The organism is Chryseobacterium formosense (assembly GCF_900116415.1).
GTDB lineage: Bacteria > Bacteroidota > Bacteroidia > Flavobacteriales > Weeksellaceae > Chryseobacterium > Chryseobacterium formosense.
This window is the reverse complement of record NZ_FPAP01000006.1, coordinates 111,478-126,070: the sequence shown is the minus strand read 5'-3', so window position 1 is coordinate 126,070 and position 14,593 is coordinate 111,478. Positions and strand designations below refer to the sequence as shown.

Sequence of the window (14,593 nt, the reverse complement as noted above, 5' to 3'; positions counted from 1 at the left end):
ATTGGTTAAACTTGATTTTCAGATGCAAATATATCATTTTTTTTGATTTAAATAATTTTTTTTCAAAAAAAAAACGTCTAAGAATAATTTCTCAAACGTTTATATTTTAATTTTTAGTTTAATCTTTTGAACCTAAATCGTCCATCGTGTTATCCATTCCTTTGCTGTTTGGACTATAGGTTCGCTCCCTGTCTAAGAAATAAACATCATGCTTTGCTTTTGCAATGATTCCGTTATAAACATCTTCTGGCAAACCTGCCGTATCAGGCTTTTCTTCATTGAAAGAAGGTTTGTTATAAATCTTCAGGGCACCATACTGGTCGAGAATTTTTTTTGCTTCCTGTGCTTCGATGATCGTTGAAGCGTAAACGATAAGATTCACTTTCCCCACACTTTCTTTGCTGTAAGCAGATAGCAGCTCATTGTCGTTCACAAAAATATGATTCCAGAAGCTCTGCGTTTTTTCGTCTTCCTGATAATTTTCTGCTGATGAATCATCATTAAATTTCGAAGTGGAAACGATAATATCTGCTTCGTTGAAACCGTTATTCCTTAATTTTGATTTTATTTCCTCTGTACCAACGTTTGCCGGAAATACTGAAATTACTGTATAAGCCATAATATTTTGTTTTTGGTTATGGCGTACAGTACAAACCTCGTGCAATTTATCGGATTCTAATCACATTTTAATCTAAAAAACGATTCAGAATTTCAACTGCACATTTCGGAAGATTGGTTCCAGGTCCGAAAATAAAGTCGGCTCCGTTTGCGTATAAAAATTCGTAATCCTGCTGTGGAATTACGCCTCCGACAACAATCGTGATATCTTCTGCACCGAGTTTTTTCAGTTCTTCAACAACCTGCGGAACTAAAGTTTTGTGACCTGCCGCTAAAGAGGAAACACCCAAAATGTGAATGTCATTTTCAACCGCCTGTTTTGCCACCTCTTCCGGAGTCTGGAACAATGGCGCAACATCAACATCAAATCCCATATCTGCGAATGCCGTTGCCACAACTTTTGCACCACGATCGTGACCATCCTGCCCCATTTTGGCAACCATCAATCTTGGACGTCTACCTTCTTCCTGCTCAAATTTCTGAGTCAACTCAAGTGCTTTTCCGAAGTATTCATTTTTATTGGCATTCATTGCGTAGACTCCTTGTATAGTTCTGATATTGGCTTTGTAACGACCGAAAGTTTCTTCCATCGCATCACTCATTTCACCTAAAGTCACTCTTCTTCGAGCCGCTTCAATACACAATGCTAAAAGATTTCCGTTTCCTGTTTTTGCAGATTCTCTGATCTGGTTTAAAATATCTTCAACCGCTTCAGCATTTCGGCTCGATTTTATCGAATCTAATCTTTCAATCTGTTTCCTGCGAACTTCGGTATTATCGATATCTAAAATCTCAATTGGAGTTTGTTCTAAAGCCGATTTAAAAGAATTTACCCCAATAATAAATTCCTCACTACTGTCGATTTTCGCCTGTTTCCTTGCAGCAGCTTCCTCGATTCTCATTTTCGGAATTCCGGCTTCGATGGCTTTTGTCATTCCGCCTTCTTTTTCTACCTCATCAATATATTTCATGGCCTCTTCAATCATCTGCTGAGTGAGAGATTCAACCAGATTACTTCCACCCATTGGATCTACAACATCACAGATTCCTGATTCCTGTTGAAGGATAATCTGTGTATTTCTGGCTATTTTTGCCGAATAATCTGTTGGAAGTGCAATGGCTTCATCTAAAGCATTTGTGTGAAGAGACTGTGTTCCGCCTAAAGCTGAAGATAATGCTTCGATTGCCGTTCTCGTAATATTGTTAAATGGTTCTTGTTCGGTTAAAGACCATCCTGAAGTCTGAGAGTGTGTTCTTAAAGCTAAAGATTTCGGATTTTGAGGATTAAATTGCTTCAACAAAGTCGCCCAAATATATCTTGCAGCACGCATTTTTGCAATTTCCATAAAATGATTCATTCCGATTGCCCAGAAAAAAGATAATCTCGGTGCAAAATCATCGACATTCATTCCTGCTTTAATTCCTGTTCTTACGTATTCCAAGCCATCAGCTAACGTATAAGCCATTTCCAAAACCGGAGTCGCTCCCGCTTCCTGCATATGATATCCTGAAATGGAAATAGAATTGAATTTCGGAATATTTCTCGATGTATATTCAAAAATATCGGCAATGATTTTCATGGAAGGCGTTGGTGGATAAATGTATGTATTACGCACCATAAATTCTTTCAAAATATCATTCTGAATTGTTCCTGAAAGTTTATCCTGAGAAACGCCTTGCTCTTCCGCAGCCACGATATAAAATGAAAGAATCGGTAAAACCGCTCCATTCATCGTCATAGAAACCGAAATTTCATCCAAAGGAATTTCGTTGAACAGAATTTTCATATCCTCCACCGAATCAATCGCAACGCCCGCTTTACCTACATCGCCAACCACTCTTGCATGGTCTGAATCATACCCTCTGTGCGTTGCCAAATCAAAAGCTACGGAAAGACCTTTTTGCCCTGCCGCTAAATTTCTTCTGTAAAACGCATTCGATTCTTCAGCTGTTGAGAAACCTGCATATTGACGAATTGTCCAAGGTTTTTGAACATACATTGTTGAGTAAGGTCCCCTCATATACGGTGCAATTCCCGGAGAAGAGTCTGAAATGCTCTTATCTTTTACATCTTCTGTGGTATATTTTGATTTCAGCTCAAGTCCATCTTTTTCGAATTGATAGATTTCCTGCTGATTTTCAGATATATTAAATTGAGGAGTTTTGTTCTTTATTTCCCTTCTCATTTCTTCAGATTTAAGATTTTAAAAGTAAGCATTTTTAGGAGAATGAAGTTGATGATTTAAAGTCTTGAAAATCTGACTGTTTGGTTTAACCACAAAAGTCACAAAAGCTTTTATTTTAAGTTTCATGAAAGAGCTAATAAAGCACACAAAAGTCTTTGAAAATCTTTGATTTCATTTGTATGTGCTTTACTAACGATTTAGTTAAAACAAAAAGCGAGATTGTATTTTACAATCTCGCTTTTAATTATCAACTTCTCGATACGCTTCACTTTGTTGCGCTACTCGAAGTGACGATATAGATTATTTATTTAATTTTTTAATTCCCATTTCATACAAAGCAAAAGAAATTAAATCAGCATTTTCGCTGATCACCTGGTCGGTTGCTCTACCTGCTCCGTGGCCTGCATTTTTCTCGATTCTTACCAAAATAGGATTTTCACATTTTTGTTTTTCCTGCAATTCTGCACCAAATTTAAATGAATGCGCCGGAACAACTCTGTCATCATGATCACTTGTAATAATCATGGTTGATGGATAGCAAGTTCCTTCTTTTACATTATGAACAGGCGAATAAGATTTTAAATAATCAAACATTTCTTTATTATCTTCTGCCGTTCCATAATCGTAAGACCAACCTGCTCCTGCCGTAAATTTATTGTACCTCAACATATCCAAAACGCCGACTCCAGGGAAAGCGACTTTTGCTAAATCAGGACGCATCGTCATCGTTGCACCAACCAATAATCCACCATTTGATCTTCCTGAAAGCGCCATATATTCTTTGGATGTATAACCTTTAGACTGCAAATATTCTCCGGCTGCAATGAAATCTTCAAATACATTTTTCTTCTGCATTTTTGTTCCTGCATCGTGCCATTTTTTACCGTATTCACCACCACCACGGATGTTTGGGACCGCATAAATACCGCCATTTTCCATCCAGATTGCATTGACTACAGAGAAAGAAGGCTGTAAACTGACATTGAAACCTCCGTAAGAATAAAGGATTGTTGGATTTTTACCGTCAAGTTTTGTCCCTTTTTTGTAATTAATCATCATTGGAACTTTTGTCCCGTCTTTTGAAGTATAAAATACCTGTTCTGAAACATAATCTTCAGGATTAAATTTCACTTTAGGCTTCTGATAAATTTCAGATTTCCCGGAATCAGCATTGAATTTATAAGTTGTTCCCGGCGTTATATAGTTACTGAAAGAGTAATACAATTCCTTCTCCGATTTTTTACCTCCGAAACCTCCGACATTTCCTTTTCCTGGAAGAGAAATTTCTCTGATCAGTTTTCCGTTTTTGTCGAATTGTTTTACCTGATCAATCGCATCAATCATATATGTTGCGAAGAAATAACCGCCACCGCCGGAAATTCCCAATACATTTTCTGTTTCAGGAATAACGTCTTTCCATGTTTCCGGAGCCGGATTTTGAATGGTCGTTTTTACCAAACGCATATTCGGAGCATCTTTGTCGGTAAAGATGTAAAGATTGTCACCATCCGTATCAACGATACTTGCGTTAATATCAAAACCACTGTTGATCTGAACAAAATCGCCGCCTTTCTTTAAATCTTTAATAAAAACCTCATTTCCGTTGGTTGCATTGGCTGCAGAAATAATTAAATATCTCTCGTCTTCCGAAAGATAAGCTCCTAAATACCTTCTCGGTGTTTTTTCACCACCAAAAATTAATTGATCAGCAGACTGTTTTGTTCCTAATTTATGATAATAAACCTTGTGTTTATCTGTCATTCCTGAAAGTACAGTTCCCTCTTTCGGTTTATCGTAGCTTGAATAATAGAAACCTTCATCACCTTGCCACGCAATTCCGCTAAATTTTACATCAACTAAAGTTTCGTCAATCTGCTTTTTGGTTACTGCATCAAGAATAATAATTTTATTCCAGTCACTTCCACCTTCCGAGATGGAATACGCTGCTAAATTTCCTTTTTTGTTGAAAGACAAACTTGAAAGCGAAGTCGTTCCTTTTTCAGAAAATTTGTTTGGATCTAAAAATACTTCAGTTGTTTTTGTCTTATTATTGGTTCTGTACAAAACAGACTGCGCCTGCAAACCGTTATTTTTGTAATAATACGTATAATCTCCTTCTTTGAAAGGTGCGCCAATCTTTTCGTAATTCCAGATGTCGGTTAATTGCTTTACAATATCCTGTCTGTAAGGAATCTGAGATAAATATCTTTGGCTGAAAGCAACTTCTTCATCTACCCATTTTTTGGTAGGTTCAGAATCATTTTCTAAATCTCTGTACGGATCTGCAACAGCAGTTCCGAAATATGTATCGGTTTGATTGCCTTTTATTGCTTTAGGATACGTCATTTTCTGAGCAAAAAAATTAGCCGAAAACAAAACGCCGGCAGTTAGTAAAATCGGTTTAAAATTCATTGTGAAGGATTTTCTCAAAAGTAAGAAAAGTTGTGGGAATAAAAAAAGCTTCTGTAGAGAGAAGCTTTATGATTATTTGAATTGTCTTAAAATTTTGTTGAATGAAATTTGTTTCTTCTTATCCATATAGTTACTCAATGCAATTTTTTTATCCATATTTGCTTTCATCCAATATTCTCCACAAACTGAAACAAAATAATGTGTTTTTTTTTCTTCTTTTTGACGCATCATATTACCCGTACTATATAAAGCTAAAAAATAATATTCTCCTTCATTAAATGTTGTTAAATAAGGACGACACAAAATTCCATTATCACCCCAAACTATAATTTTTTTATTTTGAATTTTACCTTTTAGGATCTCAATTATTTCCACTTCCATTGACATTGGAATTTTATCATTCTCAAATTCCTGAAATGTAAGATATTTGTTGATTTTTACCAAAACAACTAAATTTGTTTTTGGTGCAACTTTTGAAAAATTACCGTTCGGATCACAACTGCAAGCAAAGATAAGACTGACTGTAAACAATGAAAAACACAATGTAAATAGCTTTGTTTTCATAATATGCGTTTAATTAAACTTATTATAATAATTATATGTAAAATTAAAAAACTTCTGAAAATCAGAAGTCTTATATTTTATTCAAAACAAATCACCCAATCAATTCTTTTGCCTGCGTCAGAGCCGCTTCCGTGATTTTGCTTCCTGAAAGTAGCTGTGCGATTTCGTTCAGTTTTTCTTCGTCATTTAGTGGAATAATCGTTGACTGAGTTTTTCCTGCAACATCCTGTTTTATAACTTTGTAATTATCATTTCCTTTTGCGGCAACCTGTGCTAAGTGAGAAATAACAATCAGTTGCATATCTTGAGACATTTCACGCATCAGATTTCCAATTTCTTCGGCAACTTTTCCAGAAACTCCAGTATCGATTTCATCTAAAATTAAAGTTGGAAGTTCATCACTTTCTGCAATAATCTTTTTCACAGCGAGCATAACACGAGATCTCTCACCCCCAGAAATGGCAGTTTGAATTGGTTTTAGCGGAAAACCAGAATTTGCCTGAAATAACAGTTGAATATTCTCTTTTCCAAACGGGTTATATTCTGTTGAATCATTGATTTCGATGTCAACTTTTGCTTTCTCTAATCCAAGTTTTTTAAGCAAATCCTCAGCTTTTTTAATGAAAACAGGAATACTTTTTTTTCTGTTTTTGGAAAGTTTCTGACTTAAAGATTCCAGAGATTTTTCTTTGGATGAAATATTTTCAAGAATTTCTTTGATGTAAGCTTCGATTTCGGCAGTTCCTTTTTGTTCGCCTGCAAGCTGATCTCTGATTTCTTTTAAAGCTTCAATATCAGTAACATTATGTTTAAGAAAAAGGCTGTTGATTTTATTATTAAATTCTAAAAGCTGAGCTAAACTTTCAGGATTAATTTCAATTTTCTCAGACTCGTCTTCGAGTTCAGAAATGATGTCTTTTATTTCTACAAAAGAGCCTTCAAGTCTTTCATTAAGCTCTGAAAAGCTGGTTGAAATATCAGCAATTTTTGAAAGTTTAGACTTTGCTTCATTAAAAAATGAAAGAATCCCGATTTCTTCCTGATGAAATCTAGACAAAATCTGAGACAAATTTTCAGAAATCATTCCTGCGTTTTCCTGTACAGAACGCTGATTTTGTAAGTCTTCATAATTTACATCATCCATTTTCAATTCTTCCAATTCGCTTAGAAGAAATTGCTTGTAGTCACCTTCTTTTGTATTTTCAGAAAGCTGAGTCTGATATTTTTTGAACTGGGTTTTTAAAGATTGATATTCAGAAAAGTCCTGTTGATAGTCTTCAATAAGCTTTTTATTATCTGAAAGCCCATCGATTATTTTAAACTGATATTCAGAAGTAAAAAGATTAGACGTTTCAAACTGTGAATGAATATCGATAAGCTGTGAACTAAGCTCTTTAAGAACATCCAAAGTTACCGGAACATCATTGATAAATGCCCTGGATTTACCCGAAGGCAAAATTTCTCGTCTGATAATCGTCTGATGCTCATAGTCGAGATCATTTTCGATGAAGAATTTTTTAAACTGATTGTTCAGCTCAAATTCTGTCTCGACAATACTTTTTTCTTCAGCCTTAGAAATTGATTTTATATCTGCTCTTTCGCCTAAAATCAATCGTAGCGCACCTAAAATAATCGATTTTCCAGCACCTGTTTCACCAGTGATGACCTGTAAACCGTTTTTTAGAGACACTTCAAGTGCATCAATTAGAGCAAAATTTTTAATGTAAATTCGTGAAAGCATAGATTCAGAAGCAGATTACGTTTTGTTTCTGCAAATATAAAATTTAGAAGTCAGAATTCAAGAATTATACCTTTTACTTCCACTTATTCCACTTAGATTCTGTATTCTTTGGCGAGAAAATGATCATTTGCTGTTTCAAAGTACCAATGTTTACCGAACCATTATTTCCGGAATTGAAAATATTGAATATTTCGTCTGCCTTATTATCCAAAAAGAGATTGAAAAAATAATTCTGCTGGAAAGAATTTTCATACGTTTTCAATTGCATCAAAGCATCGAAAATAATCTTCTTTGGCTGCGTCTGATCCTGATTGAATAATCCATCCAAACCTGCTCTGTGATAAGTATAAATCGTAGAACGCAACTGACTCATATTTGGATTCAGGATTTCCCCGATCAAAATCGAGCGGCTTCTTGGTTCATTAATCTGATTCCATCCATCATAACCTCGGTTTTGAGCATTTTGGGCAATCTGCTGAGCTTTTGAAAACCATTGCGTTCCGCCCATCGACTGAAAGCTGTCTGCATCATAACCTAAAATCAGATACACGTAAAAGCTGATCACATCAATTAAATTTTTCCCTGAAAATTGTCTTTCGTTGAAAACAAGATTCTCATTTTCGGCATATTCAAATCCGAATCTGTTATCCTGAATGTTTAGCAATGGTGATTCATATGAACTGCTGAAAACCGGGCGAACTGCCTGAACAACGATTGTTCCTTTATAACGATTTCCATCTCTTTCAGTAAGAACGATTGCAAAATTTGATTTTATTTTTTCAAAATTCTGAAGTTTTTTTCCCGTCCAGCTTGTATTATTGATAAAATCCCGGAGGCTTTTTTCCAAAGCTTTGTAAACTTGCGTATTACTTCCGCCTAAGCTCTGAGAATTAACCTGAACGGTAGAGAGGAGTTCCTGAGAAAACCCGAAATTGAATACGATCAGAAAAAAGAGTATGATTATTTTTTTCATTAGCTAATTAAAAATTGAAAACGGAAATTTATAAAATTTATTTTAAAATCTGAGTTTCAATGCAATCGAGAATATCTTTTGCAACATTTTCTTTAGATTTCAGATCAAATTCCAGCTTCTCTGTTTTGGTAAATATTTTTATTTTGTTGGTGTCATTTTTAAAACCTGCCCCTTCATCCCGAAGTGAGTTTAAAACGATCATATCCAAATTTTTCTTGGCAAGTTTTCCTTTTGCATTTTCCTCTTCATTCTGCGTTTCAAGAGCAAATCCTACCAAAAACTGATGTGATTTTTTTTCACCCATGGTTTTTAGAATATCCGGATTTTTGATTAATTCAATCGAAAAGCTGTCCTCATTTTTTTTAATCTTTTCTGAAGCGACTACTTTCGGAGCATAATCCGCAACGGCCGCACTCGCAATTCCAATATCGATGGTTTCGTAAAATTCAAAAACCTTGTTGAGCATTTCTTTTGCTGAAGTAACTTGATGTAATTCTACATTTTCATGATTCGGTTTTAACGAACTCGGACCCGAAATAAGAATTACTTTTGCGCCTCTTTTTGCAGCCTCTTCTGCTAACGAAAACCCCATTTTTCCTGAAGAATGATTTCCGATAAAACGAACAGGATCAATTGCCTCATAAGTTGGTCCGGCCGTAATTAAAATTGTTTTACCTTGTAATGATTTTTTTTGATTTGAATTGAAAAAATCCTCAACAGTTTTAACGATTGTTTCCGGTTCTGACATTCTTCCCTGACCCACCAAACCACTCGCCAATTCGCCACTTTCAGCAGGAATTACAGTATGACCGTATTCTTCCGCAAGTTTTAAATTATTTTTAGTGGAAGGATGCTGATACATATCCAAATCCATCGCCGGAGCAATAAATACAGGACATTTTGCAGACATATGGGTCGCAATCAGAAGATTATCACAAATCCCATGAATCATCTTGGCTAAAGTATTGGCTGTACAAGGCGCAACGATCATTACATCTGCCCAAAGAGCCAATTCCACATGACTGTTCCATGTTCCGTTATCACTGTAAAATTCTGTGTAAACCGGATTTTTTGAAAGTGTGGACAGAGTCAGCTTCGTCACAAAATGCTCCGCATCGGGTGACATAATGACCTGAACTTCAGCTCCTTTTTTTACAAAATCCCGAATAAGAAAATGAATTTTATAGGCAGCTATTCCACCAGAAACGGCGATGAGAATCTTTTTCCCGGCAATACTCATGTAGTTTTTTTTAAAGCACTAATTTACTTATTTTTTCCTAAACGTATCCTGATATATCAAAACAGCAAAGGTCACAAAAGAAATATTTCCTTTATGACCTTACATTTTATAAAAAATAATTTTATTTATTTTCTGTCTTCAGTTTTTCTGAAGTAAACTTCATCTTCTAACCATTCCTGGATAGCAATAGAAGTTGGTTTCGGAAGTTTTTCGTAGTGTTTTGAAATTTCGATCTGCTCTCTGTTTTCAAAAACTTCTTCCAAAGTAGAGTTGTGAACTGCAAATTCGTCTAATTTATTGTGTAACTCAGTACGAATTTCTGCATTGATCTGCTCTGCTCTTTTCCCCATGATTACAATAGCTTCATAGATTGAGCCTACTTTGTCTTCAATCTTATCTTTATCGTAAGTAATCGTATTTACTTCTGCTTTTGTATCTTTTACGCTCATTTTGAGAAAATTAATTTATTTATAAGTTAGCAAATTTACGAATTATCTTTGAATTTTGAAAGTCGCCGCAGGAGGAGGTGTTTGCAGCACCGCACTGTCTCTTCTCATCTGGGTTGCCTGCTTTTCATTATCTACCTGATCTTTCATCTGCTGTTCAGTTTTGTTTTGCTCAGCCATTTTATCTGCAATTTTTTTCTGCTTAGCTGTAAGAACCGCAATTCTCTCTTCGGTTTGCTTTTTTACAACTGCAAAATTTTTCTTTTCTCTTTCAAGTTTTTCTCTCAGATCAAGTGCAGTTTTAGAGTATTCTGTATTCGGAAGTTCTTTTTCAACCTGTCTTGTAAATGCCAATGCACTTTCAATACGTTCTTCTTTCAGTTCATAAACAGAGTTTTGAGCCAAAAGATAACGTGCTTTCATCATGTAATCATAGATTTTCGGACGAAGTTTTGTACTCGGGAAATCATCTAAAACATTTTCAAAAGCAACGGCAGTAGACTTGTAATTTGCCATTTTGAAATATTGCTTAGCGTTTTCGTAAGCCTTAAATTCAAGCTTGTAAGAAAGTTCATCAACCATCGTGTTGATGTTTTTAGATCTTTCAGAGTTCGGGTAATTATTCAAGAATTCCTGAAGCTCGTTAATTGCCAATTCTGTACTCGACTGATCTAAGTTATAATCCATAGAACCGTTGTAGTAGCACAATGCCGACATATAAGCAGCTTCTTCTTTTCTATTATCCTGAGGAAAACTTACAGAGAAATTTTTAAACTGATTTCCCGCAAGTCTATAGTTTTTATCATAATAATTGGCATACGCTGAATTGAAAACCACATTTGGTGCATCATCTGTTCCAGCCACAAGATTCGGAAGTCTATCGTAAAGCGCCAAAGCGTTTTTCCATTTCTTTTTAGCAAAATTTTCATTTGCCGTTTTAAGGATAAAATTCTTGTCTGCACTTCTTAATGCTTTTTCCTGCTGACTTTTGCAAGAAGCAAGCACAGCAATAGCGAAAATACCTAAAATATATTTTTTCATATAAAAAATAACAGCTATCGGGTTTACCGACCTATTAATTTGCAAAAATATAACTTTTTTGCTAAAAGATTTTTTTTTATGATTATTTAACGTAAAATTAGTCTGCTGCGTATCCCAAAACAGCAAAAATATTCATTAAGAGATTCATTCTCACCTTTTTTTCTGCTTCCTTCACATAAGATTCTTCATCTTTGTGAGGAACATATAACTCGTAAAAATTTTTGTTTCTGATGACAAATAACGTAGAACCAATGATCGTCGTTAAAATATCTTCAGGTTTCGGAGTAAATGTAAAAACACCTGAAGTAACCCCTTTTTTGATCACTTCATCAAGCTTTCTTACAAACAATTGGTAAAAATCAAGCAGTTCATCTTTAAGATTTTCGGTATGGCGAAGTTCCTGCGTCACGAAACCATGGAAATAATTATATTTAAAAAGCTGGCTCACAATATATTTGATCATTTCTTTCATCTGCATTTCCGGCCTTCCGTCTTTGATGGTGTCTGCAAATTGAGAAAAATTTTCTCTGGTTTTCAGCACACGGTACTGATAAAGGTAAGACATCATTTTTTCTTTCGACCCAAAATAATAGGAAATCATTGCCACATTGATGTTGGCTTTTGTACAAATGTCTCTTACAGAAGTTCCCTCATACCCTTTTTTAGCGATAAGTTCCTCGGCAATATCAAGAATGTGAATCTGTTTGTCAGAAAACTTTTTTCCCATAGTTACGTTTTTAGTAAAGTTAAGAAATTTTTAACATATCTATAAACGAACGTTTAATAATTTTCTATCCCGTTTAAAATATAGTATTTTTGAATATGGATTTTTTTGATTTTCATCATCATAAAGAAAATAAACCACTTGGAATTTATAATTTAAACTACGGAAAAACTCCGTCCAATCATTTGTATTCCATAGGAATTCACCCGCAAGATATTCAATCAGACAACATCAAAAATCAAATCAATTGGTTAAAATCAAACATTACGGAAAATTGTTTTGCCATTGGAGAGTGCGGACTCGACGGACTGATTTCTGTTGAACAAAAAATTCAGGAAGAGGTTTTCAAAAAGCAAATTGAGATTTCGAATGAGCTCAAAAAACCTTTAATTATTCATTGCGTAAGAAAATTCTATGAAGTGATTTCATTCAAAAAATATGCAGAACAGCCGATGATTATTCATGGATTCAATAAAAAACAAAGCATTGCCGATGATCTGCTGAAAAATAATTTTTATTTGAGTTTTGGAAAAGCTGTTTTGTATAATCTATCTTTGCAGAATGTTTTAAAGACAACTCCTTTAGATAAAATATTTCTTGAAACTGATAATGAAGATTTTAATATCGAAGAATTATACTTAAAAATTTCAGAATTAAAAGAAATTTCTTTGGAACAACTGAATAAGCAAATTTTAGAAAACTTAGAGACGATAAAAAATGGATAAATACTGGTTGGAAAGAACAGAACTCCTGATCAAAGAAGAAGGTTTGGAAAAGTTGAATAAAGCAACGGTTCTTGTTGTAGGATTGGGTGGAGTCGGTTCTTTTGCAGCAGAATTTTTGGCAAGAGCCGGTGTCGGGAATATGACGATTGTTGACGGAGATACTGTTGACATTACCAACATCAACAGACAGCTTCCGGCGTTGCATTCTACCGTAGGGAAACATAAAGTAGAAGTCGTTGCTGAAAGACTTTTAGACATCAACCCAAATCTGAATCTTACAAAAATCAATGAGTTTCTGAATCCCGGAAGAATGGAGGAAGTTTTAGATTCGGCAAAGTTTGATTTTGTTTTAGACTGTATTGACAGTGTTACCCCAAAACTAGAACTCATTATTGCGGCTAAACGCAGAAGAATAAAAATTGTAAGCTCAATGGGAGCCGGCGGAAAATCTGACCCATCAAAAGTTCTTGTTCGTGATATCAGCAAAACGCAACATTGTCATTTGGCAAGACAGATCAGAAAGAGACTTAAAAAAGTAAAAATTGACAAAGGTGTTCGTTGTGTATTTTCTGACGAAATTCAGGATGAAGACAGCTTAAAAATGACCGACGGAGCCAATTATAAAAGATCTTTTTACGGAACAATCAGCTTTCTACCCGCGATTTTCGGATTGTACGCAGCAGCGGAAGTTATCAATCATTTAGTGAAAAACGATAATGTCTGATTTTAAATATCCAAAAGAAGAAAAACTCAAGAAAAAAGCAGAGATCGACTTACTTTTCGCTAAAGGTAAATGGAGAACATATGGAAATCTGCGAATTATTATTCTTAAAAACCATCCTGATCTGCAGAATGAAAATGTGAAAATCGGAGTTTCTGTTTCTAAAAGATATTTTAAAAAAGCAGTTTACAGAAATCGAGTGAAAAGGCTTTTAAGAGAATGTTATCGTTTGAATAAAGAGCTTTTCAGAGACAGTTTTGGTGAAAAAACAGTTGCCATGTTGTTTTGGGTTTCGAATGAGCTTCCTGAGAAATTTCAGGATGTTGAAGCGCAGTTTATCAAGCTTTGCCAATTACAATCTCAAAAAAAATCATAATTTATCAATTGTCAATTGATTTTTGTTATAAATAATTGTTGCGCTCCTCCGGAGCGCAATTTTCTTTGGTCATCATTTTTCTACAAAGGTTCGGCTCCGAAGGAGCCGAATATCCTGTCTCTCGTCATTAACTATATTTAAAGTTTTGATCTGTATGTATTCATATTTTTTGTAGCTTTAGATAACAATTGATGATTATGTTAGATCAAATTCCTTATCTTCCGTATATTCTGAGTGCATTTATCGGAATCGGATTAGCTGCTGCAACAGGTTTCAGAGTTTTCCTGCCGATGTTTGCGGTGAGTTTAGCATCTTATTTCCAATGGATTCCCACCCATGAAAGTTTTGACTGGCTTTCGGGTCTTCCCGCTTTAATTACGACAGGAATTGCCACTTTAGCTGAAATTTTAGCATATTACATTCCTCTTATAGACAATTTTTTAGATACTGTTTCTGTACCGTTGGCAACAATTGCAGGTTCCATTCTTTTTGCGAGTCAGTTTGCAGATTTGGGAACATTTCCGCAATGGGGATTAGCTTTAATCGCAGGAGGCGGAACGGCTGCAACAATCAGTACAGGTTTTGCGGGAATTCGGGCGGCTTCAACTGCTACAACAGGCGGATTAGGAAATTCCGTTGTCGGGACTACTGAAACGGCTGGCTCCGGAATTATGGCCGTTTTAGCAATGATTGCTCCGGTTATTGCAGTTTTTTTAGCAATTGTGACTTTGGTTGTGATTATTATTTTAGGTAAAAAAGCATATCGTAAGCTCAAAAAAAGAAAAGAGATTTCTAATAATATGACATAAAAATGGCGGAATTTAAA

At 35.0% G+C, this 14,593-nt stretch carries 14 protein-coding genes; 4 read left to right on the top strand and 10 right to left on the bottom strand.

The genetic code is table 11. The annotated features are described in order from the left end of the window. Positions 1–118: 118 nt before the first annotated feature. The 10 genes from BM371_RS18810 to BM371_RS18765 all read right to left on the bottom strand — a co-directional run bounded on the left by BM371_RS18810 (position 119) and on the right by BM371_RS18765 (position 11,948). Positions 119–619 carry a hypothetical protein gene (locus tag BM371_RS18810; protein ID WP_034677644.1) on the bottom strand — a complete coding sequence of 167 codons (501 nt, stop codon included), beginning with the start codon at positions 617–619 and terminating at the stop codon, positions 119–121. A 67-nt stretch (positions 620–686) separates the two neighbouring features. Further along, positions 687–2,804 carry a methylmalonyl-CoA mutase gene (scpA, locus tag BM371_RS18805; RefSeq protein WP_034677643.1) on the bottom strand — a complete coding sequence of 706 codons (2,118 nt, stop codon included), beginning with the start codon at positions 2,802–2,804 and terminating at the stop codon, positions 687–689. A 300-nt stretch (positions 2,805–3,104) separates the two neighbouring features. After that, positions 3,105–5,150 (bottom strand): prolyl oligopeptidase family serine peptidase, encoded by a 2,046-nt coding sequence (locus tag BM371_RS18800; RefSeq protein ID WP_228376789.1) that lies wholly within the window; start codon positions 5,148–5,150, stop codon positions 3,105–3,107. Between the two features lie 138 nt (positions 5,151–5,288). Continuing rightward, positions 5,289–5,660, bottom strand: a complete 372-nt coding sequence (locus tag BM371_RS18795; RefSeq protein WP_131430967.1) for a hypothetical protein — start codon at positions 5,658–5,660, stop codon at positions 5,289–5,291. A 211-nt stretch (positions 5,661–5,871) separates the two neighbouring features. Beyond that, a complete protein-coding gene (locus BM371_RS18790; protein WP_034677640.1) occupies positions 5,872–7,521 on the bottom strand; it encodes a DNA repair protein RecN in 1,650 nt (549 codons plus the stop codon). A 73-nt stretch (positions 7,522–7,594) separates the two neighbouring features. After that, a complete protein-coding gene (gene porD, locus BM371_RS18785; protein WP_034677639.1) occupies positions 7,595–8,494 on the bottom strand; it encodes a type IX secretion system protein PorD in 900 nt (299 codons plus the stop codon). A 37-nt stretch (positions 8,495–8,531) separates the two neighbouring features. Next, the gene (gene coaBC / locus BM371_RS18780) at positions 8,532–9,734 is read right to left on the bottom strand and encodes a bifunctional phosphopantothenoylcysteine decarboxylase/phosphopantothenate--cysteine ligase CoaBC (protein WP_034677638.1); all 1,203 of its coding nucleotides are present in this window, start codon (positions 9,732–9,734) and stop codon (positions 8,532–8,534) included. 125 nt (positions 9,735–9,859) lie between these two features. Next, the gene (locus tag BM371_RS18775; RefSeq protein WP_034677637.1) at positions 9,860–10,183 is read right to left on the bottom strand and encodes a DNA-directed RNA polymerase subunit omega; all 324 of its coding nucleotides are present in this window, start codon (positions 10,181–10,183) and stop codon (positions 9,860–9,862) included. Positions 10,184–10,225: 42 nt separating this feature from the next. Beyond that, positions 10,226–11,221 carry an outer membrane protein assembly factor BamD gene (locus BM371_RS18770; protein ID WP_034677635.1) on the bottom strand — a complete coding sequence of 332 codons (996 nt, stop codon included), beginning with the start codon at positions 11,219–11,221 and terminating at the stop codon, positions 10,226–10,228. 97 nt (positions 11,222–11,318) lie between these two features. After that, positions 11,319–11,948 carry a TetR/AcrR family transcriptional regulator gene (locus tag BM371_RS18765; protein WP_034677633.1) on the bottom strand — a complete coding sequence of 210 codons (630 nt, stop codon included), beginning with the start codon at positions 11,946–11,948 and terminating at the stop codon, positions 11,319–11,321. Between the two features lie 95 nt (positions 11,949–12,043). Here BM371_RS18765 and BM371_RS18760 point away from each other — a divergent pair, with 95 nt between their 5' ends. From BM371_RS18760 to BM371_RS18745, 4 genes are all read left to right on the top strand, one after another. Next, positions 12,044–12,670, top strand: coding sequence for a TatD family hydrolase (locus tag BM371_RS18760; RefSeq protein WP_034677632.1), 627 nt, complete (start codon positions 12,044–12,046; stop codon positions 12,668–12,670). Then, entirely contained in the window at positions 12,663–13,394 is a 732-nt protein-coding gene (locus tag BM371_RS18755) for a tRNA threonylcarbamoyladenosine dehydratase (protein WP_034677630.1), read from the top strand. The genes BM371_RS18760 and BM371_RS18755 overlap by 8 nt, the downstream gene beginning before the upstream one ends. Further along, positions 13,387–13,767, top strand: a complete 381-nt coding sequence (rnpA, locus tag BM371_RS18750; RefSeq protein ID WP_034677629.1) for a ribonuclease P protein component — start codon at positions 13,387–13,389, stop codon at positions 13,765–13,767. The genes BM371_RS18755 and rnpA overlap by 8 nt, the downstream gene beginning before the upstream one ends. 197 nt (positions 13,768–13,964) lie before the next feature. After that, entirely contained in the window at positions 13,965–14,576 is a 612-nt protein-coding gene (locus BM371_RS18745; RefSeq protein ID WP_034677628.1) for a DUF4126 domain-containing protein, read from the top strand. Positions 14,577–14,593 lie beyond the last annotated feature (17 nt).